20 protein-coding genes are annotated in these 21764 nt (G+C 42.8%); 9 read left to right on the top strand and 11 right to left on the bottom strand.

The window, feature by feature from the left end; genetic code table 11:
* Nucleotides 1–14 precede the first annotated feature (14 nt).
* Genes PCAR9_RS07485 through PCAR9_RS07475 form a run of 3 tightly spaced genes read left to right on the top strand, consistent with a single transcriptional unit; the run spans nt 15 to nt 2479 of the window.
* Nucleotides 15–584: a hypothetical protein gene (locus PCAR9_RS07485; RefSeq protein ID WP_179983056.1), complete on the top strand. Its 570-nt coding sequence runs from the start codon at nt 15–17 to the stop codon at nt 582–584.
* A gap of 44 nt (nt 585–628) precedes the next feature.
* On the top strand, nt 629–2035 hold the full coding sequence (locus PCAR9_RS07480) for an O-antigen ligase family protein (protein ID WP_179985175.1): 1407 nt from the start codon (nt 629–631) through the stop codon (nt 2033–2035).
* 33 nt (nt 2036–2068) lie between these two features.
* Complete coding sequence (locus PCAR9_RS07475) at nt 2069–2479, top strand: 3-phosphoshikimate 1-carboxyvinyltransferase (RefSeq protein ID WP_179983055.1); 411 nt, start codon at nt 2069–2071, stop codon at nt 2477–2479.
* Here the strand turns inward: PCAR9_RS07475 and PCAR9_RS07470 are convergent, their stop codons facing one another.
* From PCAR9_RS07470 to PCAR9_RS07450, 5 genes are all read right to left on the bottom strand, one after another.
* Entirely contained in the window at nt 2480–3235 is a 756-nt protein-coding gene (locus PCAR9_RS07470; protein WP_179983054.1) for a VpsP family polysaccharide biosynthesis protein, read from the bottom strand. It abuts the gene before it with no gap.
* Nucleotides 3228–3968: a tyrosine-protein phosphatase gene (locus tag PCAR9_RS07465; protein WP_179983053.1), complete on the bottom strand. Its 741-nt coding sequence runs from the start codon at nt 3966–3968 to the stop codon at nt 3228–3230. Before PCAR9_RS07465 ends, PCAR9_RS07470 begins: the two co-directional genes overlap by 8 nt.
* 9 nt (nt 3969–3977) lie before the next feature.
* Nucleotides 3978–6194, bottom strand: coding sequence for a GumC family protein (locus tag PCAR9_RS07460; protein WP_179983052.1), 2217 nt, complete (start codon nt 6192–6194; stop codon nt 3978–3980).
* A gap of 26 nt (nt 6195–6220) precedes the next feature.
* Nucleotides 6221–6682: a polysaccharide biosynthesis/export family protein gene (locus tag PCAR9_RS07455; RefSeq protein WP_179983051.1), complete on the bottom strand. Its 462-nt coding sequence runs from the start codon at nt 6680–6682 to the stop codon at nt 6221–6223.
* Between the two features lie 83 nt (nt 6683–6765).
* Nucleotides 6766–7971, bottom strand: a complete 1206-nt coding sequence (locus PCAR9_RS07450) for an outer membrane beta-barrel protein (protein WP_179983050.1) — start codon at nt 7969–7971, stop codon at nt 6766–6768.
* 668 nt (nt 7972–8639) lie between these two features.
* Here PCAR9_RS07450 and PCAR9_RS07445 point away from each other — a divergent pair.
* The 3 genes from PCAR9_RS07445 (at nt 8640) to PCAR9_RS07435 (ending at nt 12248) form a co-directional block, all read left to right on the top strand.
* Complete coding sequence (locus PCAR9_RS07445) at nt 8640–10094, top strand: undecaprenyl-phosphate glucose phosphotransferase (protein ID WP_179983049.1); 1455 nt, start codon at nt 8640–8642, stop codon at nt 10092–10094.
* A gap of 29 nt (nt 10095–10123) precedes the next feature.
* Nucleotides 10124–11533, top strand: a complete 1410-nt coding sequence (locus PCAR9_RS07440; RefSeq protein WP_179983048.1) for a mannose-1-phosphate guanylyltransferase/mannose-6-phosphate isomerase — start codon at nt 10124–10126, stop codon at nt 11531–11533.
* Between the two features lie 343 nt (nt 11534–11876).
* Nucleotides 11877–12248 (top strand): glutathione S-transferase N-terminal domain-containing protein, encoded by a 372-nt coding sequence (locus PCAR9_RS07435; protein WP_179983047.1) that lies wholly within the window; start codon nt 11877–11879, stop codon nt 12246–12248.
* Between the two features lie 148 nt (nt 12249–12396).
* Here PCAR9_RS07435 and rplT read toward each other — a convergent pair whose 3' ends face one another.
* The 4 genes from rplT to thrS all read right to left on the bottom strand — a co-directional run bounded on the left by rplT (nt 12397) and on the right by thrS (nt 15656).
* On the bottom strand, nt 12397–12753 hold the full coding sequence (gene rplT, locus PCAR9_RS07430; protein WP_012518092.1) for a 50S ribosomal protein L20: 357 nt from the start codon (nt 12751–12753) through the stop codon (nt 12397–12399).
* A gap of 18 nt (nt 12754–12771) precedes the next feature.
* Nucleotides 12772–12969, bottom strand: a complete 198-nt coding sequence (gene rpmI, locus PCAR9_RS07425; RefSeq protein ID WP_012518091.1) for a 50S ribosomal protein L35 — start codon at nt 12967–12969, stop codon at nt 12772–12774.
* Between the two features lie 118 nt (nt 12970–13087).
* Nucleotides 13088–13627, bottom strand: a complete 540-nt coding sequence (infC, locus tag PCAR9_RS07420) for a translation initiation factor IF-3 (RefSeq protein WP_179985174.1) — start codon at nt 13625–13627, stop codon at nt 13088–13090.
* Nucleotides 13628–13739: 112 nt separating this feature from the next.
* Complete coding sequence (thrS, locus tag PCAR9_RS07415; protein ID WP_118489586.1) at nt 13740–15656, bottom strand: threonine--tRNA ligase; 1917 nt, start codon at nt 15654–15656, stop codon at nt 13740–13742.
* A gap of 471 nt (nt 15657–16127) precedes the next feature.
* Between thrS and PCAR9_RS07410 the strand changes: the two genes are divergently transcribed.
* From PCAR9_RS07410 to PCAR9_RS07400, 3 genes are all read left to right on the top strand, one after another.
* Complete coding sequence (locus PCAR9_RS07410; RefSeq protein WP_179983046.1) at nt 16128–17012, top strand: fructosamine kinase family protein; 885 nt, start codon at nt 16128–16130, stop codon at nt 17010–17012.
* 63 nt (nt 17013–17075) lie between these two features.
* The gene (locus PCAR9_RS07405) at nt 17076–17837 is read left to right on the top strand and encodes a pteridine reductase (protein ID WP_179983045.1); all 762 of its coding nucleotides are present in this window, start codon (nt 17076–17078) and stop codon (nt 17835–17837) included.
* Entirely contained in the window at nt 17834–19213 is a 1380-nt protein-coding gene (locus PCAR9_RS07400; protein ID WP_179983044.1) for a DUF3080 family protein, read from the top strand. The genes PCAR9_RS07405 and PCAR9_RS07400 overlap by 4 nt, the downstream gene beginning before the upstream one ends.
* 10 nt (nt 19214–19223) lie before the next feature.
* Here PCAR9_RS07400 and PCAR9_RS20240 read toward each other — a convergent pair whose 3' ends face one another.
* The gene (locus tag PCAR9_RS20240; RefSeq protein ID WP_420000782.1) at nt 19224–20783 is read right to left on the bottom strand and encodes a mechanosensitive ion channel family protein; all 1560 of its coding nucleotides are present in this window, start codon (nt 20781–20783) and stop codon (nt 19224–19226) included.
* 47 nt (nt 20784–20830) lie between these two features.
* Complete coding sequence (locus PCAR9_RS07390) at nt 20831–21457, bottom strand: CPBP family intramembrane glutamic endopeptidase (RefSeq protein WP_179983043.1); 627 nt, start codon at nt 21455–21457, stop codon at nt 20831–20833.
* Nucleotides 21458–21764: the final 307 nt, after the last annotated feature.

Raw genomic sequence — 21764 nt, 5'->3', positions numbered from 1 at the left:
TCTAAGGATAAGTTATGCGTAGCAACGTTTTTTTATCTGTGCTTTTAAGCGCTTTAATCGCTTTTTCGACAGTTTCTTTTGCACAAGAAGGTAGCGTACCAGGCCTACAAGTTAGAAACCTTTTGGTTACTGAAATTGAAGAAGGTGCCGCGGTTGAGCAAGCAGCAAGTGAAGTAAGCCAAACCGTGCTTGATGAAGCACTATTTTTTGATGCATCAGCTATGGCTTATCTAGGTGAAAATCAGAATGCTTTCGAATCATTGGTGGGCCTTTTGAATGATAACGCCACCGGCTTTGAACTTGCTATAGCAGGTTTTACAGCATTGCCTGAACAAGCTGCGCAGGTTGTAACCATTGCTATTTTGATGTTCCCAGAAGATGCTAACGAGATTTATAACATTGCCCTTCAGATGCAGGTTATAAGCGAAGAAGACGCGCTATTAGCGGTTATCAATGCGGGTGTAGACCCTAGTACCCTAACTGCAACTGCTGCAGGCGCGGCTGGCAATACGTTTTCTCCGCTAGGTGTAGGTACGGGAGCTGCTGGCGCTGGCGGCGGCGACACCACTATTTCAGCGAACTAAAGTCCATTACATTTAAATTTCGCGCTAGTACGTTGTAAGTGCCTATTTTTAATACCCAGAAAACCGAAAAGTTTCTTTTCGGTTTTCTTTTGTTTACCTTGTTTTGGCTGCCTTTATCACTAGGTGCCAATCGCCCGTGGGCGTGGGCACTAATGCAAATGTCAGTTTTCTTTCTTGGCGGCATTTTATTACTTACGCACAAATCTCTACTTACAAAGCTATACACAAAATACAAACTGCTGGTAATTGTATGGTTAGTATTTTTAACCTGGCAGCTTATCAATATAGTCCCCCTACCCTTTTCTTTGATTGAAGCTCTGCGCCCCGAACGCGTTAATTTTTTACTTAATGAAAATATTCAGGGTATGGAAAATATAAGCTCGCAATGGCTACCTCTTAGCTTCGATGTGGGCCAAAGCGATGTAATATTCTTCAAATCCCTCGCCTATTGTTTCTTATTTTTTATAACGCTGACTTTGGTTAATACAGGCAAGCGACTTAGATATATATTGATTGTGATAAGTGCTGCTGGCGTGTTTCAGGCTATATATGGTTCGTTAGAAGTATTGTCTGGTCTGCAGTATAGCTTGGTGTTTAAGTTACCAGTTTCGCATATCGCAACGGGAAGTTTTGTGTATAAGAACCACTACGCTAACTTTCTTTTGCTATGTTTGAGCGCTGCCATTGGTTACATGATAGCTAGTTTGCGTGTTCGAAGCGGTTCTAGCCCTAGAGAGCGATTACGAAGAATAGTACGTTTTTGGTTAAGCAATAAAGTGCTGTTTCGTATAGGTATTATTATAATGGTTATCGCGTTAGTTATGTCTCGCTCTAGAATGGGTAACAGCGCTTTTTTCATAGCCATGACTATTACCGCTACACTAGGCTTAATTTACTTTAAACCCCGTCAAAAAAGCTATGTAGTACTATTTATCAGTATGCTGGTAATCGACATTCTTATTGTTAGTAGCCTTTTTGGACTTAAGCAGGTACAGCAACGCTTAGAACAAACAAACTTAACCCAAGAAAGCAGAGATGAAGTTGTAACTGATGCCCTGCCCCTTCTTTCTCAATATGGAGTTATCGGTACAGGCGGGGGCACCTTTTATACGGTATACCCTCAGGTACAAAGTGAATCTATTCAGCACTTTTACGATCACGCTCACAATGAATACCTTCAGTTTGCTATTGAGTTTGGCATAGTAGGCGCAGCCATTATAGCCGTGCTTGTATTGCTGTGCGCGAAAAGCGCCTTAAGCGCAATACGACACCGAAGACATCCACTGCCAAGAGGAACAGCCTTTGCAACTGTTATGGCGGTTATTGGGATGGCATTACACAGTACAGTAGACTTTCCTCTACAAGCACCAGCAAATACCGCTATATTTATTATACTGTTAGCGCTAGGTGCGTTAAGCCGCGATATACCTATGGGAAGACAAGATAAATAACCAGCATTGGTTTTATAACACAAGGGGATTTGTGTGGTATTAAAGATAAAGCGACCGATAAAAGAAGAGCCAAACGTTCAACATATGCTGGAACGTATGCCTAAAAATGTTGCCGATTCTTTTACTGACGACCAACTGTTTCACTTAAACACAGCCCTGGCCGGTCGGCGATGGGGTAGCCACAAAGTTGATGTAAGAGGCACTATAGGTTTACTACGAAGCCGATATTACTTTGTTTTATTGGCAGGCCGAGATAAGCGCGACCTGTCGCGTACCGAAAGCCGTATAGGCAAACTGGTGATGGCGGCGATTATTGCTTTATTCTTATGCGTATCTTTAGTGTTAGGCTTAGTGCTACTGTATATTTTAAAGAGCTGGTTGGGTATAAACCTTTTTGAAGGGTTTTCTTTAGGCTTGTGGGATTGGCTAAATGGAAAAGGCTAACTAATCATAAGTTATGCAGTTAGAAATGCGTTTTCGAACTGGGTAACTGGCGTCACGTAACCATCTACAAACGGTTTCACTCGCATTATGCTTTTGTATTGCCTTTAAAACAAAATCTCTGCTTAGTGGGTTTTGAAGGCCTAAATTCAAATGCTGTTTCAATTGCTCTTTAATTTTTACGTAGTGGATAGACCTTGCACTAAACATTTCTAAGCCGAACTCCACAATAAACTTGTGCACTATGGCATCCTGTGGGCCGGCTTGCTTGGCGTTTTTTAGATAACGATAAAACTCATCATCTAACTCATCACGCAGCAGCTTTACAGATGCCAAGCCAATCCAACTGCCGCTCCAAGTAGGCCTTAATAACAGGCTTTTTTCATAGCTTTCTGCCGCATTGTTTAAGTTATCGCTATGGCTCTTTAAGCCTAATTCAGCATCGCCCGATTCTTCACTTCTCTTTTCAACAACGGCTTTCCACTCAAATAACTGCCCTTGTATTTGATAATACAGAGCGTTATCTGGGAAATAATCGATAGCGTTCCCAATTTTACCTAGGCCCCTGTCAATTCTGTTTATTGAAGCTTTGTCAGGGCTTAGTTGCCACCCCTCAATATCATTTTTGACACTGTAATACGCATTGCCCGCTATAAAAAGCTGGAAGCTCCACAAAAAACAGAAGCCAGCAACTAGCACCATTGTCCACTTCAGTATTAGGCTGTTATCTTTGAAGATATTAAGTGAACGGCTAGTCATTGATTGGTTCATTTTTTTGTTCAAACGACACTATCGCACCAGGTCGCGTTACAAAAACTTCTTGTGCAAATTCATCACTGAATGCCGACACAACTTCGTAAGCGGCCCCCATATCGTTAGGCCGGCGTACAAGGTCATGGGTGTCTGACGCCACTACATGAAATGCTTTGTTTCGCATCATAGCTAATGCGAAATCTTCTACCTTGTCGCCAAAGCGGCCTGTTAACGCACCTGCGGTAACTTGAAACATACAGCCTTGACGCTGCAACCAACTAAATTTGTGCTGCTCGGCTAACAGCTCGCGATTGCGCTCTGGGTGTGCAATAAGTGGCTGTACATTATTTTTCAAGAGCCATTTTATAAGAACTTCCAAGCCTTGCGGTATATGACTATGTGGCATTTCCAGTAGCAGGATATGCTTGCCGTTATAATCGCCTAAAAAAGGCAGTTCCTTTTGCTTGAACCAAATAGGAATTAGCTCGTTAACGCGCACTTCTGCGGCAAAAGAAAGAGAAAGAGGAATAGACGCGCGGTTTATTTCTTTTTTAAATTCTAGGAAAGTATGTTCGATAGACTTAAACGTATTGTCAAAGTAGCCTTTGTGAATATGTGGTGTACAGACCATATGGCGAACACCGCCATCTACAGCTTGCTGCGCCATTTCCAAGGCAATGTCTAAAGACCTGGCACCATCGTCGATGCCAGGCAATATGTGGCTATGTAAGTCTATCAATAAATGCTGTTAGCTGTTTTTATGACTGGTATACCCATATTGATCATAAAACCCAGCGTACCTTTGTGCTGCTCCTGATTTGCGTAAGTCTACTTGATTTAGTACTACGCCATCAAGGCGATGACCTACTTGTAAGAAGCGAGACAGCCCATTATTAATAAGCTTTTCACTGGTACTATCAGCACGCACAACGTAAATAACCGAGTCACAAGAGTTAGCAATTAACATAGAGTCGCTTACCGCTTGAGTAGGTGCAGTATCAATTACAACATACTTATACTGTGTTTTTAACAGCTCAATAAGCTCGTTGAAACCTTTATCCGACAATAATTCCTGCGGGTTAGAAGGTATAGTACCTGCTGATAAAATATCAATATTAGACTCTTCATCCCTCACCAAACATTCATCTAAAGTATGTGACTTCAAGATAAGGTTTGCTACGCCCGGCTGATAGTTCGGAATGTTAAATTGCTTACCTACACTAGGACGACGTAAATCTGCATCGATAAGTATCGTTTTATCTAGCTGACCTAAGGCGAACGCCAAGTTTATAGAAACCGTCGTTTTACCTTCTTTAGGTACACTTGAGGTTACCATTATAGCTTGTTGCTCTTTGTCTAAATTCAATAGCGACAAGCTAGTACGCAATGTACGTACAGACTCGGCAAACTGATGCTTTTTACCGTCGAAGAATGAGCGAACGGGCAAATCAGTCTTTTTCTTATGTGGTAACCAAGGAATGAGGCCCAGCATACGTTGACCAAGCTTGCGCTCAACATCTTCCACTGAACGTATACCACTGTTAAGCGTTTCCATCGCAATAGCTAAGAACACACCAAAACCCACGCTGAATACAAAAGCTGCGCCAATTAACAATTTCTTGTTTGGTTTTGAAGGCGCGTAATTTGGAAGCGCTTCATCCAACACTCTTGCGTTTGCAGATTCAAAACCACCAAGCTCGTCTGTTTCTTTTAAGCGTGTGAAGAATGAATTGTATAGCTGCTGATTAATATCAACTTCTCGCTGAAGGGCTTTGCGCTGATTATCCAGCGCGGATAGGTCGCGGAATTCAGCTTTCGCACGAGACACTTCTCGTTCTAATTGCGCTACCCTATCTTCAGATACTTCGTATTGCGTTGTAATGCTTCTAATTAGGTCGCGTATTTGGCCGCTTAGTGTTTCTCTTATTGATGAAAGTTCAGCGTTTGCTGCAATCATACGCGGGTGTTTAGGGCCGTATACATTGCTAAGCTCGCTTACACGCGTCATAGCCTTAGCTTCATCTCGGCGAACGTCTCTGATAGTCGGGTGGTTAAGTACTTCAGGCAAGCGTGCAATGTCATCTAATGAAACATCATTACGCGTTTGTTTGTAAATAACCGCGTTTAATTTAAGCGCCGTTTGCGCATCTAATAACTGCTTACTTAGCTGCTCTAGCTCTTCAGACGCTAAACCTACTACACCGTCAATGTTTACTACTTGGTTTTCTTCATAGAACTTCGCCAAGTTACGTTCAGCTACATCTAGCTTTTGCTTCAAACCTTCTAAACTTTCTGTAAGAAAAGACGTCGCTTTTGCTGTCATATCTAACTTAGCTTGAAGGTAGTTTTCGATGTACACGTCAGCAACAGCATTTGCTAATTCAGCCGACAGTCGCGGAGATTCAGTAGTAACGGTAATACGCATTACTTGCGTGTTATCTACCATCTCTACTGACAATGCCCTCATCAATAAAGAAGTAGCTTTACGTTTTTTAGCCGCTAAAATTTGCTCTTCAGTAAGCTCTTTTGGATCTTCCTGAGGCAAAAATGGTAATGCTTCTAGAAGGCTGGCTTTAAGCTGGTCGACAATACCCGGCTCTTCTTTGGCTGGCATAAACTCTTCATTGTTCCATAATGATAAGCTTTCCACGGTACGCTCTGCAATTTGACGCGACTGTAATATTTCAAACTGAGTTTGCATGTAGTCTTTGCGCTTTGTATCTAAGCCATAGACCTCTTCAATTGAAACAACATTTGCTTTGTCTGCTTCTACCAAAATAGTGGTGGTAGAAGTATACATAGGCGTCATGCGCATTACCAAAAGCGCCACAAGTATTGTGAACGCGATTGCTAGCGAAATAATACGAAATGCGTAACGCTTTATAATTCCTAAATAGTGAGCAATGTCGATGGTTTCATTTTCAAACACACCGGCATTTGACTCTTCCCTGCTATTTACTGCCATTTTTATTCCTGAACGCTACGTATAATTTAGAAGAAACGCTGATTAATGGTGATTATGTCACCAGGCTGGATCATGTCGCTAACCGTTACTGTGAACTCGTTAGTTCTGCCATCTTTTTCACGAATGATAGTAATTTTGTCGCGCGCTGCGCGTTCGGTATACCCGCCTGCTAACGCGGCCGCTTTATTTACTGACAACCCTGGTTGATAAGCATAGCCGCCAGGGCGCTTAACTTCGCCATCAATAAAGAACGGACGATATTCTACAATAGCGACAGAAACAGATGGGTTAACAAGGTAATCCCCTAGTAAACCGTCGTAAATAAGCTGCTCTACTTGCGCTGCAGTTAGGCCTACAAGCTTTATCTCACCAAGAAATGGATAATTAATAGTACCTACATCTGGCAGGCGAACTTCCATAGATAGGTCTTCTTGCCCAAAAACGCTTATTTTAATTCTATCGCCAGAGCCCAACTGATATTGGCTCATACTTAAGTTGCCCTCTTGGGCCATTACTTGTAACGAGCCCAAAAGTAAAAATATTAATGAAAATAAGCTAACCGCTTTTTGCTTCACAGTGTTACCTCTACTGTTACACCAATTTCGCTTTTGTCGTAGCCAATGGTATCTCGGTTACTATCTCTATCTGTGTATTTGTAAAACGTGCTAAATTTTAACCATCTACGTGCTTGATAATTCAGCGCCGCCGAGTAGTTCATCAATTCGTCATCCCTATTAACAATATCTATTTCATTGAATACATATTCGTCATTTTGCTGTGTAACACTAAAAGACGTGCTGACTCTCTCTAACCAATCATGGTTCCATCGCACACTATAATTTTGACCTCGAATGAAGTCACCCTCACCGTTGGTTTCAAACGTATCTGCGCTGGTAGAAATTCTTACAGTTGAATAGCTAACAGGTTGCCAATCAATACCCACTTCCCAGTCGGTACCGTAGAAAGTACCACGAGATTCATCATCAAAGTCTTTTTCTTTATAACCTACTTTCGCAAAACCGGTAGTTGCAGCAGTACTCTCCCATACAACACCAACAAGTATACGAGTTTCATCATTGTCACGAGTAACTAAACCAAGTTGTTCGTCATATTTTACGAAAGTCTTTGTTACATCAACAACCATACTTGTTGCGGAGCCAATCTGGTAACCAAATTCAGCGCCGACCATGTTTTTTGCGCGGTCACGAATAATGTAAGCATCTTCTGTTCTATCGTAATCAAGGGTTTGACGACGTGCCTTTAACGTTATCATGCCATCAGTAGTAGCAGCGCCATAGCTATATTCACCATATAAATTGCTGCTTTTGTAAGTGTCTGGCGTCGATATATCTAACCCTGATCCAATTGAAAAACCAGTACCTCGGTTTTCATGCCCGTCTTCATATTGAGCAAGTGCACTTATGCGATGACGACTGTTTAATTCAAAGTCACCCGACGCTTCTACGAAATGGTCAATGTAATCATCATTTTCGCTAGAGAAATACACACCTTTCTCTAATCTGTAACCGACTTGAATTGGGTTTCCGTCAACCTCTGTGGCGGCGATTATCTCTGGAGAAAGTTTTGCTCGCCAGCTGTAGATTTTACTTTGATTGTCTCTTGCATTTGCTACGTTATCGACATACGCCATCGACGAAGTAAATGATGGAACTAAATCGAACTGCCCTGCTTGAATTCGACCGGCCTCTTGGGCATATAGTGTCGGAGTGGCGCAAATTACCGACATTGCTATGATGCTTTTGGTCCTTTTAAACATGTTTTTTCCTTCCTTCGATGACCTATCTGTAATGACAAACTATTAACTGTAACTTCGTTTCGGTTTCACACATTGCACAAGTAAATAATTCTATAAAGAGACAAATTGCATCTTTTACAGCTTTTGGTGTTTTTTTACCGATTTTCCTAAACTATATCTTACCGTGAGCAATAGACGTGCCGTTTTTGCGGGATCGTGCTTTGATGTGTAAGAAGTTGGTTCGTTCACATCTAAGTCAAACTCTCTCACTTACTAACACATCAGCCAAAATGAAAGTATGCACTAAAGTACCTAGGTATTGTTTCAGCTATATGTCGTCACGCTATTCTGCTTAGTATGCTATCGTATTTATATAACTAATGGAAAGTGCGTGGGCGTCATTCTACTCTTTCTGCACCAAATTAGTACGAAATAAAGTCGCTTGCTGTAATAAAATTACAATAACGGTCCAATATTGTTACAATGGCAAATGATGAATCTAAAATGACTAAGTTAATTACGTATAGTTGAGTGAGCAGCAGAAGTGGCGACACTATCAGGCATGACTCTTGCTTAGATTTAGACAAATGTATTAGCTGTTTTTACTGTTTACGTAATATTTGGATCAAGTTAGTAAGATAACCAATCCATTCACGGCGGCCTTCACTTTTCACCTAGAGATTACCTAAATGGACAATAGAGTAGATTCTAACAAAGCGATTAAAGCTCATCCGGTTGAACCCAATACCAACGGTGGTTTAGTTGTTAGAAACCAAAGTGGTTTTTCTACTGTTTACAGACTTATTGACCTTTCCCTTGTCACTATTCTTTATTATTCATCTGCTGCGTATTACGGAAATCAGATAGACACGACAAGCCTTATCCTTTTATTTGTTAATGTAATTTGCTTTCAAATTTCAGCAGAAGGCGTAGAGCTTTACAGGTCTTGGCGTGGACATGGAACCCAAGAGATGCTAAGAGCAGCAGCTATTACTTGGGCATTGAGTATTTTAGGTACTATGACGATGGGCTATTTCTTTGTTCAGGAAATCAAGACCCCGCCGCCTGCAATTTTATTATGGTTCGCATCGTCATTTGTTGTGTTGATAATGTGGCGCTTTGTAATGCGTAAATTTTTATTTCGCATTCGTAAAAGTGGCCTTAACTCTCGTCGTTCAATCATTATCGGCGCAACTCAACTTGGCGCAAATGTCGCACTTCAGATACAGCAAAATGAGCATTTGGGTATTAAGTTCAATGGCTTATTTGACGACAGAGAAGCAGATCGGCTGCCTCACGAAATGCAAGGTGCGGTGCTTGGAAATATAGAAGCCGCGATAGAAATGGCAAAGCGCAATGAAGTTGATTACATTTACATTGCCCTTCCTATGAGTGCGGAAAATCGGATTCGCAGCATATTAGAGCAGTGTAGTGATACAACAGCGAACGTTTATGTTATTCCGAACTTCTTCATGTACAACCTACTAAATGCTCGCTGGCAGACGGTAGGTAACGTACAGGCGCTAAGTGTTTATGACACCCCGTTCCAAGGTGCAAGCGACGTTCTGAAGCGTTTAGAAGACGTAGTCTTAAGCTCGTTAATTCTTATGCTGATATCTATACCCATGTTGGCAATTGCAGCAGCGGTTAAACTTACGTCTAAAGGGCCCGTAATTTTTAAACAAAAGCGTTACGGGTTAGATGGTAAGCAAATTACAGTGTACAAATTCCGGTCTATGACCACGCAAGATAATGGTGCGGTTGTGAAACAAGCCACCAAAAACGACGCGCGTTTGACTAAGATTGGTGGTTTCTTAAGAAGAACCTCTTTAGATGAACTTCCGCAGTTTATTAATGTTCTGCAAGGCCGCATGTCGATTGTAGGCCCTCGCCCTCACGCTGTGGCGCATAACGAGGAATACCGTAAAATTATTACAGGCTACATGTTACGCCATAAAGTTAAACCAGGAATTACAGGCTGGGCACAAGTGAATGGTCTGCGTGGTGAAACCGAGACAACAAATAAAATGGTACAGCGCGTAGAATACGATTTAGATTACATACATCGCTGGTCTATTTGGTTCGATATCAAAATAGTGTTTATGACCGTTTTTAATGGGTTTATTAATAAGAACGCGTACTAGACAGAATTTATAAGAAAGGGAAATCAGTAATGAAACCTGTAGTATTAGCTGGCGGAACAGGTAGCCGCCTGTGGCCGAAATCACGAGCAGCTCTACCTAAACAATTTTTAGCGCTAACTTCCGACAGCACAATGTTGCAAGATACCATAACGCGCCTAAGCGGCACTGATGCCGAAGAGCCCGTATTCATATGTAATGAAGCGCATCGTTTTTTAGTTGCTGAGCAGCTTCGTAAAAAGAATATTAAGCACGGTGGTATTCTATTAGAGCCTGTTGGTCGTAACACTGCCCCCGCGATAGCACTCGCAGCATTACACGCCACCAAGAATGGCGAAGATCCTATACTTCTTGTACTTGCAGCAGACCACCTAATTAAAGACCAAAGTACATTTCATAGTGCGATTACTAAAGCAGAAGCTTTAGCAAACGAAGGTAAGCTTGTAACTTTCGGTATAGTTCCAGACCAACCGCATACGGGATACGGTTACATCAAAGCTGGAAATGTACTTAATGTCGGGTTTGAAGTAGCTGAGTTTGTTGAAAAGCCAGAACTTGAAACTGCAAAACAGTATGTTGAGTCTGGTGACTTTTTCTGGAATAGCGGTATGTTTATGTTTAAAGCTAGCCGCTATATTGAAGAATTAGGTAAGTATCACCCTGAGATGCTAGAAATCTGTCGTCGGGCCATTGAAACTGAAGCCCCTGATTTAGACTTCATTCGTGTTGATTCTGAAATATTTTCTACCTGCCCTGACGATTCAATTGACTATGCAGTTATGGAGAAAACTGACAGCGCTGCAATGGTTCCATTAGATGCTGGGTGGAGTGACGTAGGCAGCTGGACGTCACTGTGGGAAACCGCAGATAAAGATGACAGTGGGAACGTTTGTGTAGGCGATACTATTTTAGAAAATACCAAAAATAGTTATGTAAACGCAGAGCAACGCTTAGTTTCGGTAATTGGTTTAGAAGATGTGATAGTCGTTGAAACTAAAGACGCTGTAATGGTCGCTCACAAAGACGATGCACAGAGCATTAAGAACGTTGTTAATAAATTAAAAGCCGAAAAGCGCCCTGAATTTGAATTCCATCGTGAAGTTTTCCGTCCTTGGGGTAGCTACGATTCAATTGACAGCGGCGCACGCTTCCAGGTTAAACGTATCACGGTAAAACCAGGCGAGAAACTATCAGTTCAAATGCACCACCATCGTGCCGAGCACTGGATTGTAGTTTCAGGCAGTGCCAATGTGACTATTGATGACAACACTCAGTTAGTAACAGAAAACGAATCTGTCTATATCCCAATTGGTGCAGTACACGCTTTAGAAAACCCTGGAAAAATCCCTCTAGAGCTTATAGAGGTGCAGTCGGGGGCTTACCTTGGTGAAGACGATATTGTTAGGTTTTCAGACCGTTATGGGCGCGTAGAGAAAAAATAACAGAGAGCGCTACACGCTAGTGTGATAGATATAAGCAGAGCTTTGGCTCTGCTTTTTTGTACTTGGGGATATAAAGGCTCTATTACCTACAACAATCGAAACCACAATAGCAGGTTGTCCATTCGAGATAAGAAAACCTCATAATAGGCCTGACGAGCGTTGCTTGTTAAAAATCGCGCTATCGACAAAATTAATTGTTGGATTATCGGAATGGGTTGTTGCGATTTACTCTATTACTATGGCCTTACATCCGGGGCTTATTCGCAATTCCTTCATATAAGATCCTATATAAAATTTTTGCTATACTGCGCCGCTGTCTTTCTTAACCTTAAAAGTCATAAAATTGAGCTTATTCATTTCCCTAATTCGCAACGCACTTGGCGGTTTTATCGCCTTGCTTGATTTAATTACTCGCGGCAGAAAACTTAAACGATTGCCACATGAACAACAGCAGGTTGAAAAAGCCGTACAAGAATTAACACTTTATCAATTTTTTGCATGCCCTTTTTGTATTAAAACACGCCGCGCTATGTATAAAATGAATTTGCCTATTCGTAAGCGCAGCGTATCGAGTGGGTCACCGTATCGTAATGAATTGGCGCAAGGCGGAGGAAAAGTGAAGGCCCCTTGCTTACGCATACAAACTACTGAAAAGGATATTTGGTTGTACGAGTCTTCAGAAATTATTAAGTATTTGCAGCAGCGCTTTCAGTAAGTTATTTATGCTAGCCTCTTAAAGGCGTGCAAAGTCAGCCACAAGGTAAAAAACCATAATAGAGTGTTTATCTAAACCCCAGAAACGAAAAAAGGCGAGCATCCTGCTCGCCTTTTTCCGAAAGAACTTAAACTTAATTAGTTAATAATTAAGCTAATGCGCCTTTAGCCGCTTCGACTAGTGCGCTGAAAGCTGCTTTGTCATGTACTGCGATGTCGGCAAGGATCTTACGATCGATCTCAACAGACGCTTTCTTCAAACCGTTAATGAAACGGCTGTATGACATACCATTTTGACGAGCAGCAGCATTGATACGTGCAATCCATAGTTGACGGAATTGACGCTTGCGCTGACGACGGTCACGGTAAGCATATTGACCAGCTTTAGTTACAGCTTGTACCGCTACGCGATATACACGTGAACGTGCGCCGTAATAACCTTTTGCCTGCTTGAGGACTTTTTTGTGACGAGCACGTGCGATAGTGCCGCGTTTTACTCTAGCCATTAATCAGTCTCCTAAGTCTTATACGTAAGGCAACATGCGCTGAACCAATTTGGTATCAGAGTCATGAACCAGTTTTTTGCCACGAAGGTGACGTTTACGCTTAGAGCTCTTCTTAGTCAGAATGTGACGTAAGTGAGACTGTTTGCTTTTAAAGCGGCCAGAACCCGTTTTCTTGAAACGTTTGGCGGCACCGCTTACAGTTTTCATTTTAGGCATTGCTAAAACTCCGCATTGTTTAATATCGGTATTTTTCGTGTTGCAGTCACTTCATACCGGCTAATGTTTAGCAGCAAGGTGTTTAAGGGTGCAGATTCCTTAAAACTTTAGACCGTTACTACTTCTTATTTGGGGCTAGCACCATGATCATCTGACGACCTTCCACACGACGTGGGAAAGACTCGCAGGTAGCGATATCTTCCAAATCACCTTTAACGCGATTTAGTAGATCGATACCGATGTCTTGGTGCGCCATTTCACGACCGCGGAAGCGGATCGTAACTTTGGCTTTGTCACCACCTTCAAGAAAGCGACGCAGGTTGCGCAGTTTTACCTGGTAATCGCCTTCATCAGTGCCAGGGCGAAATTTAATCTCCTTGACCTGAATTTGCTTCTGTTTTTTCTTCTGCTCTTTTTGAGCTTTACTTTTTTCGAAGAGGAATTTGCCATAGTCCATAACTTTACAGACTGGCGGCTCGGCATTTGGACTGATTTCTACTAGATCTAGGCTCGCTTCTTCAGCGGCACGCGTAGCATCTGCTAGCGAAACCACACCAACCTGTTCACCGTCTTTGCCAATTAATCTTACTTCTCTGGCTTTAATCTCATCGTTAATGCGGGCTTTGTCGCCCTGAGCCTTGTTGTTAGCGCCTTTAATGTGCTATTCCTCCAAACATTTAATTCTTTTGTCTGCTTCTGGGATAGTCGATTGACCTAAAGTAAAACCAAAAGCAGACACCTTACTTGTGCATTATACACAAATTGCTCAACTATTTAATTGTCTTTTCTACAACTTCTTGTTGAGCCATGGCAATAAAGTCTTCCAGGCTCATTTTGCCTAGGTCGTCGCCGCGACGAGAGCGCACTGCTACTTCGCCCGCTTCCATTTCTTTATCGCCCACAACTAGCATATATGGAATACGCTTTAACGTGTGCTCGCGGATTTTAAAGCCGATCTTCTCATTTCGCAAGTCAGACTTTGCTCTAAACCCTAAATCTTGCAGTTTTTTTACACAATTTGATGCGTAATCAGCTTGTTTGTCAGTAATGTTCATTACTACAACTTGCTGAGGTGCTAACCAAAGTGGGAAGAAACCTGCAAATTCTTCGGTCAAAATACCGATGAAGCGTTCTAGTGAACCCAAAATAGCGCGGTGAATCATTACCGGTACTTTGCGCTCGCCATCTTCAGCTACATAAGTAGAGCCTAAGCGACCTGGCATTGAGAAATCTAGCTGTACGGTTCCGCACTGCCATGCACGGTCTAAGCAATCGTGCAGCGTAAACTCAATTTTTGGCCCGTAGAACGCACCTTCGCCTGGCTGATAATCGAATTCGATATCGTTGGCTTTAAGTGCTTCCGCAAGCGCAGCTTCAGATTTATCCCAAATCTCGTCAGCACCTACACGCTTTTCAGGGCGAGTAGACAGCTTGACTTTGATATCTTCAAAACCAAACGCTGCGTATGTCTCATACACCATTTTAATACAGTCACTTACCTCTTGTAGGATCTGTTCTTCCGTACAAAAAATATGAGCATCGTCCTGCGTAAAGCCACGAACACGCATTAGACCGTGTAGTGCGCCTGATGGCTCATTACGGTGACAGCAGCCAAATTCCGCCATTTTTAGCGGTAGGTCGCGGTACGATTTCAAACCCTGGTTGAAAATTTGTACGTGGCCTGGGCAGTTCATTGGCTTAACAGCATATTCACGCTTTTCAGATTCGGTGGTGAACATGTTTTCTGCGTACTTGTCCCAGTGACCCGATTTTTCCCAAAGCGTACGGTCCATCATTAATGGGCCTTTTACTTCGTCGTAGCCGTATTCGCGAAGCTTCTTACGCACAAAGCTTTCTAGTTCGGTATAAATTGACCAACCATCGTTGTGCCAGAACACCATACCAGGCGCTTCTTCTTGCCAATGGAATAGGTTAAGTGCTTTACCAATTTTACGGTGGTCGCGCTTTTCCGCTTCTTCTAAACGCTGTAGGTAAGACTTAAGCTGCTTCTTGTCAGCCCATGCAGTACCGTAGATACGCTGAAGCATTTTGTTGTCGCTGTCGCCACGCCAGTAAGCACCTGCCACTTTCATTAGTTTGAAGTGGTGACAGAACTTCATGTTTGGCACGTGAGGACCACGACACATGTCTGTGTATTCTTCGTGGTGATAAAGTGCTGGGCGGTCGTCCTTGCTGATGTTCTCATCAAGAATTTCCATTTTGTAGCTTTCACCGCGTGCTTCAAATGCATCGCGTGCTTCTTGCCAGCTCACTTTATTTTTAACCACGTTGTAATTGGTTTTAGCCAGTTCAAGCATACGCTTTTCTAGTTTGGCTAAATCTTCCTGGGTTAGGCTTTCTTCCATATCAACATCGTAATAAAAACCGTTGTCGATAACTGGGCCGATAGCCATTTTGGTGTTAGGCCAAAGCTGTTTAATAGCGTGACCTAACAAGTGCGCGCAACTGTGACGAAGAATTTCTAACCCTTCATCGTCTTTTGCAGTAATAATTTGAAGTTGTGCGTCCGCGTCAATCATATCAACGGCGTCAACTAGCTCACCGTTTACTTTCCCTGCAATGGTTGCTTTGGCTAAACCAGGGCCAATGTCGTTTGCAACGTCTAGTACAGAAACAGCGTTATCGAAAGCGCGTTGGCTTCCATCAGGAAGGGTAATTACAGGCATTTTAATTCCTTTACAGTGGTGACGCCTACTCTGCGCCACATGCATTTATTTGATAAATTTAATCGTGCTTTTTAGCACTCGAAACTTGCTTAACTAATCCACGCTAGCTATCTACATTAGCTATCCAAAATAGCGTAACGGTAAAACACACGCGGTGCGCTTGTTTAATAAGCTTTTATAAATCAAGCCGTGTTAAAGCAAGTGGTGGATTATAACCAGTGTATGGTCAACTTCAATATTGAAAAGCCTTTATTCACTAATTAGTGTGTCATTGTTTATATCAAATAGGTTTTTAATTAGATTTGATGTCGTAACTTATGCATTTCACCATTTTTATCCCATACTTTAGTTGAAGGCGATAATGGTGAATAAACAAGCCCCTTGTATGCAACTCAAATTACATTAGGCCAATATCTGCAGAGCACCCTTTCCGCCTTGGGCTTAAGCATTAAACCAAGCAGAGTATGTAATATGTGGCATTTTATCAGCGAACATATTTCAGATGAAACACAGCAATTTTTTAGCTGCCAAAGGGCCGAGCGCGTAAGCGGTGGCGATACTCACGAAAGCTACATCATAAAAGATGAGACCCACAGGTATTTTGTAAAAACAAGGGGCTACGACGACACCCAGCAACTTTCACATGAAGCTGAAGGACTAACTGCTATTGCCAATACACAAACCATGTGTACGCCCCAGGTTATTTGTCACGGTATTACGGCAAACGAATCGCCCAATATGGAATATTTAGTACTTTCTCATATTCGATTTGTTGAGCCTGCTGTAAGCGATTATTTTACGCTAGGGCAGCAGCTTGCTGCGCTGCATAGCGTTAACGCCTACACCAGCTATGGGTGGCCCCACGACAACTATATTGGGGCCAGCGTGCAAACCAACGGGCGCATGGCATCGTGGGCCGACTTTTTTGCTGAGAAACGCATTGGCAGTATGTTAGAACGCTTGGCATTGAATGGGCAATGGACAAAACAAAACGGAGATATTGATAATATTGTTACGAAAGTAAAACACCTTCTAAGCTTACATCAACCCCACCCTTCGCTGCTTCACGGCGATTTATGGGCGGGTAACGCAGGCTTCAACAAAAAGGGGCCTGTTTTGTTCGACCCTGCCGTTTATGTTGGCGATGGGGAAACTGACCTTGCTATGGCTGAACTGTTTGGTGGGTTCCCTGATACCTTCTTTGATGGCTACCATCAGCACACGCCAATTGAAAAAAATTACGCGTTAAGAAAACCAATTTACCAGCTTTACCATATTTTAAATCACGGGTTATTATTCGGCGCGCATTATATTGCGCAAGCCGAGCAAATATTAGAAGACATCTATAGGCATTAAAAAAAGCGCAGTACACAAGCCTTACAACCGCCAAACGATTTAAAATAGAGAGTAGCTTTTATTATGACAAATTCAGGCCCTGTTGCACTTCCTGTAGCAATGATTACTGGGGCAGCTAAACGAATAGGCGCCGCCATGGCGTGTAAGCTACACAATGAAGGCTATCGCATTATCATTCATTATGGGCACTCTAAAGACGATGCTTTTGCGCTGGCTGAAAAGCTAAATAGTCAACGACCGGATTCTGCCGCCTGCCTACAAGCCAACCTTTGCAATTCAGACGAAGTAAAGGCGCTAGGCAAAAAGGCACTAGATGTATGGGGTCAGCTAGACGTGTTAGTAAACAATGCTTCAAGCTTTTACCCTACGCCCGTGGGTGATATTTCAGAAGATGATTGGGACTCTCTAGTAGGAAGCAACGTAAAAGGGCCGCTGTTTTTATCGCAAGCGCTAGCCCCCGCTTTAGAAACGAACAAAGGTTGCATTATCAACATGGTTGACATGCATATTGACCGGCCCCTGCCCAGCCACAGCGTTTATTTAATTGCTAAGTCGGGGCTTGCCTCGCTTACCCAATCGTTAGCTATAGATTTAGCCCCTAACGTACGTGTAAATGGTATCGCCCCTGGCGCTATTTTGTGGCCAGAGCGGGAAATGGATGATGCAGAAAAAGACAAACTGCTATCAAGCATTCCGCTGGGCGAGCTAGGTACACCTGAAGACATTGCTAATACGCTGTCGTTTTTAGTGTCGGCGCCCTATATCACCGGGCAAATCATCTATGTTGACGGTGGTCGCGGCCTTCATACTGGTGCATCAGCATGAAGGCTTTACGCAACCTGACTTTTCAATTGAAAAGCGCCCGCGGCTGTAAGAATAAAAGCCTCTACGGCTATGAGGGCAAGAGCGACCGCGGCTATCAGAAAAAAAGCTCCTGCGGCGCCCAAGATACAAATATATACAGCGGCGGTAGATTCATAAAACTCTGCCGCATCAGTATTGTCAGCGCAGGCATAGTTACCTTGTTCGGGTGCTTTGGGGGCAATACGGTAAAGCAGAGCATTGAAGATTATGCAGAACGTCTTTCTAGAGTACTAGACACGCCCCTACCCGATACATTCAACGACAAGATCACTACCCCACTTCCTAAACTGGCCGACTCAGCAACGCTAAAACACACTATAGAGGGTGTTAGCATTAACTTGCGCGAGTTTTATGCGCTGCAAGATTGTGAGTTAGGCACTGTGGTTGCCGAGCGCAATACATCGTTGGGAAAAAGCCAGCTGCCGTCACAAAGACTAGCTTACGAAAGCAAATTGCTTAGTGTTTTGAAAAGCTGTGAAGCAGCATTAGTAGCAAGTGGCAGGGTTAGTGATAGTGAAAGCGCAGATAAAAACGCGCTTAAAAAAAATAAGGCGCTGGCCGAAACGATTGCTTCGTGGCGTGAACAAAAGTCACAAGATTACAGCAAAACATGGGCAAACCTTATTCAAGGGAGCCAAGAATTAAGGTTGGCGCTAAACACGCCTGAACGTCTTTTTTCCGTTGAAAATAATAAAGACGCCCTTTCAAGCGTTAACGCGCTTTTTTACCTAAGCAGCTTAAATAACATGTCATTTTCTTATGGCGAGACGGCACCAAAGCAAAGCACTAGAACGGTGACCACCAATCAGAACCGCGTAGGCAATGCTTCTGAAGGTGTTACAGGTAGCGCCAGTGACGAGGTCATTGATAAAAGCCCAATTGATAGTGAAGAAAGCCTTATCGACAGCAGCGAGTTAGAACAACAGCTACAAATTATACGTTCAGCTCGATTACCCGCTACGCTGTGGCATACACAGCAAACGTTAACGCAAAACCTTTCTTTGCTTACAAACATGCTAACCACTGAACTTGATTCAGTGAGCTGCCCGGAAGGCCGCGCTAGTGATAAAGCTAAGATACTGCGAAACGTATTTTACTTATTTTTCATTGAAGAAATACAGCCCGTGGGAAGCTTGGTAAATCAATACCATTACAAGCTAGCTCCCTTGTGGGAAGACTGGCTTAAGCAGCCTGCGTTACATGAAGAGTTCAAAAACTATATCAAGCAGCAATCTCAAGACGGTTTTGATGAATACAGTCGCGCTATGAAAGCCCATGTTAACCTGTGGCAAGGGTTTCTTGGCAGGTGTAACCTTTCACCTGTACCACCGGTTTAACGCCGCGGTATTAGAGAATATTCTCACCGGCCTCTGGGTCTCTCGACTTGCGGGCCTGCTCTCTTATTTCATGGGCTTCTGATGATACGTCATCTTCATTAGATGTTGGCTGTTGGCGATTCTCTGTTTGCTTATTGCCTTTATGGCTATCGTTTTTGTGGCTATTAGTTTGTTGCTGCTCGTTGCTGTGCGCTGAAGTGCCTGAAGGCTCAACTGTATAATCACCGGCAGGACTATGACCTAACGGGTTCTTGCCCTTGCTCTTTTTCCGACTCTTGCCCTGGCCCTTCGTGTTAGCAGCACTTTCACTGCTTGTAGCCCTACCACTTTTATCACTTGAATGTTCAGCCACATTTTCCTGGGCCGATTCTTTTCCACCAGAAAAGCCTGAAGATACGCTTTCCTTGTCGCCTGTGCCTAGTTCTGGCTTTAGTTCTGAGCTTAGCTCTGGGCAGTCTTCTGTGTTTTCTTCATGACGTTGCGAGCCTACCGCTTCGCTTTTTTCAATACTAAGGTTCATACCCTCTGGGAATATTCGTTCTCGAGCATCATCCGGCATACTAATATTCGCATCTAAGAACGCTTGCGTGATATTACGCATTAGCACAGAAGCCATTTTTAATACGCTGGTTTTCTCTACATCTACCCAAAAGTAAACTTTTACGTTGTAGGTAGACGCACCTAGTTCATCAATAAGAATTTGCGGTTCAGGGTCACTTAAAACATTGCCTTGCTCTACTGTAACTTCGCGGGCAATTCGCTGCGCATCTTGTATGTCGGCGTCGTAACCTACCCCAATAACAAAATGGCCTCGCATAAGCGGATTAGCGGTTAAGTTCTTAATCACGCCTTTGTAAATGGTCGCGTTGGGTATTTGTATGTGGTTACCGTCAAAATCCACCAGCGTTGTCGCGCGCGCCGTCACTTTCTGAATAATGCCGGTGAAGTCATTAATTTGTACGATATCGCCTATTCGAAACGGGCGTTGAATGGTAAGCAAAAGGCTTGAAATAAAATTCTCTGCAATATCGCGAAATGCGAAACCAAGAATAAGCCCAACTACACCGGTACCACTTACTACCGCAATGGCAAAACCGGTAAGCCCAGCTAAGAACAGAAAAAGATAAATACCCAGTAGTATTAAAAGTAAGCTAACGCTTCGTTGAATTACCGAGCGCAAAAGCGGAGATGTGGTTGTCCGCGTTAGCGGCTTAACTAAAATCTTTGCGACATGTGGCGCCAAGAGAATGAACGCCACCATAATGACTATGCCTAACGCCATGCCTGGCAAACGATAAATAAAGTTATCCCACAGCTGCGAGAGCAACGACTGAGCGCTCGACAAGCTAGTTATCGCACCAGCGTCATCATCTTGCTGAAGCAAAGTTTGTGTGAAGGGGTTGAAAGCTAATTCTTTTAATTTCAGCGCTATGTCGTTTGAATTCAGGTCTACGCCGTTTAAGTTTGTGGCTACGCCGCTTAAACTTTCGGCTACGCCGCTGGAAAAAAAACTATTCTTTAAGCACTTATCTGCGATTGTTGATAGCAAAGTTTGCAAAGCACTGAACATAACCCTACTCCTTGGTGTTCATGTGTGATTGTTATTAACAAACGTTGTTACGAAGCAATAACTAAATAAGATCCCAACCCAATGGTGAACAAAAAGCTTCCCCATATGGCATGTTCAATAACCACAACAGGCGTTGAGTTTGTTTGCATATACCTGTAGCCAAAAATAGCACCACCAATCCAAGAAACTACTACTGCAATCCAGTTTCCATATACCAAATGAGCAAGACCAAATAGAAAAGTACTTAGCCCCCATCTTGCGTATTTGGAAGGCAAAATACGCTTGTAACGATGAAAGAAATAGGTACGGAAAATAATCTCTTGTGGGATAACCGACACTATGGGGTAAATCAGCAAAGTAGCTACCCACATCCATGGTTGATTCATAGGCCAGTGCAAAAACAGTTCGGGTTTTAAAAAGTAAACCACAAGCGCGAGTAAACTCGCCCACGGCAAAAATAGCCTAAGCGTACTTTTAAAATGTATTCGATAATCTTCCCAATGCCACAATTTAATACGTTTAAATTGTTTATCTGCTAACAAGACAGCCAAACAGCAAAGCCCCATTACCCCTAAGATAGGCATGAGATAATCTGCAAAATGCTTAATCCAGTAAAGAACGGCAAAAGGAACTGCTACAAATAGCAAGATCAATTCAGACCACAGCTTTGCCACAACTCACCTCTTTCTTTAAACCACGCTGAACTCGCTGTAGACCTTTCTAGTAAATCGGGTGTGCCTAGAAAAACAGCAAAACAGCTAAGCCAACAACATGATTACCAACTGATGACACTTTCGTGAATTTTTACCGTTAGTATGTATGAAAGTGTAGTGCCAAAATGTATGAATTGAAGAAGTAATTAGATGCAACTTTAGCCCAATACAGGCGTTAGTTTAGGTAAGCCATTACTGGCTTTAAACTTTTTAGATTTGTACTCGATAAATAAAGTTTGAAGGGCGGAATTTAGTAACCTATTTATTC

Source organism: Alteromonas macleodii, assembly GCF_903772925.1.
Lineage (GTDB): Bacteria > Pseudomonadota > Gammaproteobacteria > Enterobacterales > Alteromonadaceae > Alteromonas > Alteromonas macleodii_A.
Note: the sequence above shows the minus strand (reverse complement) of the source record. Positions and strands in the feature narration are given on the sequence as shown.

What these genes read in the sequence shown, in the direction of transcription:
- rpmI (WP_012518091.1), bottom strand. Translation starts at nt 12,969, where the DNA reads ATGCCTAAAATGAAAACTGTAAGCGGTGCCGCCAAACGTTTCAAGAAA.
- PCAR9_RS07455 (WP_179983051.1), bottom strand. Translation starts at nt 6,682, where the DNA reads ATGAGCCAATATCAGTTGGGCTCTGGCGATAGAATTAAAATAAGCGTT.
- PCAR9_RS07470 (WP_179983054.1), bottom strand. Translation starts at nt 3,235, where the DNA reads ATGACTAGCCGTTCACTTAATATCTTCAAAGATAACAGCCTAATACTG.
- thrS (WP_118489586.1), bottom strand. Translation starts at nt 15,656, where the DNA reads ATGCCTGTAATTACCCTTCCTGATGGAAGCCAACGCGCTTTCGATAAC.
- PCAR9_RS07405 (WP_179983045.1), top strand. Translation starts at nt 17,076, where the DNA reads ATGACAAATTCAGGCCCTGTTGCACTTCCTGTAGCAATGATTACTGGG.
- PCAR9_RS07485 (WP_179983056.1), top strand. Translation starts at nt 15, where the DNA reads ATGCGTAGCAACGTTTTTTTATCTGTGCTTTTAAGCGCTTTAATCGCT.
- rplT (WP_012518092.1), bottom strand. Translation starts at nt 12,753, where the DNA reads ATGGCTAGAGTAAAACGCGGCACTATCGCACGTGCTCGTCACAAAAAA.
- PCAR9_RS07460 (WP_179983052.1), bottom strand. Translation starts at nt 6,194, where the DNA reads ATGGCAGTAAATAGCAGGGAAGAGTCAAATGCCGGTGTGTTTGAAAAT.
- PCAR9_RS07410 (WP_179983046.1), top strand. Translation starts at nt 16,128, where the DNA reads ATGTGGCATTTTATCAGCGAACATATTTCAGATGAAACACAGCAATTT.
- PCAR9_RS07450 (WP_179983050.1), bottom strand. Translation starts at nt 7,971, where the DNA reads ATGTTTAAAAGGACCAAAAGCATCATAGCAATGTCGGTAATTTGCGCC.
- PCAR9_RS07445 (WP_179983049.1), top strand. Translation starts at nt 8,640, where the DNA reads ATGGACAATAGAGTAGATTCTAACAAAGCGATTAAAGCTCATCCGGTT.
- PCAR9_RS07400 (WP_179983044.1), top strand. Translation starts at nt 17,834, where the DNA reads ATGAAGGCTTTACGCAACCTGACTTTTCAATTGAAAAGCGCCCGCGGC.
- PCAR9_RS20240 (WP_420000782.1), bottom strand. Translation starts at nt 20,783, where the DNA reads ATGTTCAGTGCTTTGCAAACTTTGCTATCAACAATCGCAGATAAGTGC.
- PCAR9_RS07440 (WP_179983048.1), top strand. Translation starts at nt 10,124, where the DNA reads ATGAAACCTGTAGTATTAGCTGGCGGAACAGGTAGCCGCCTGTGGCCG.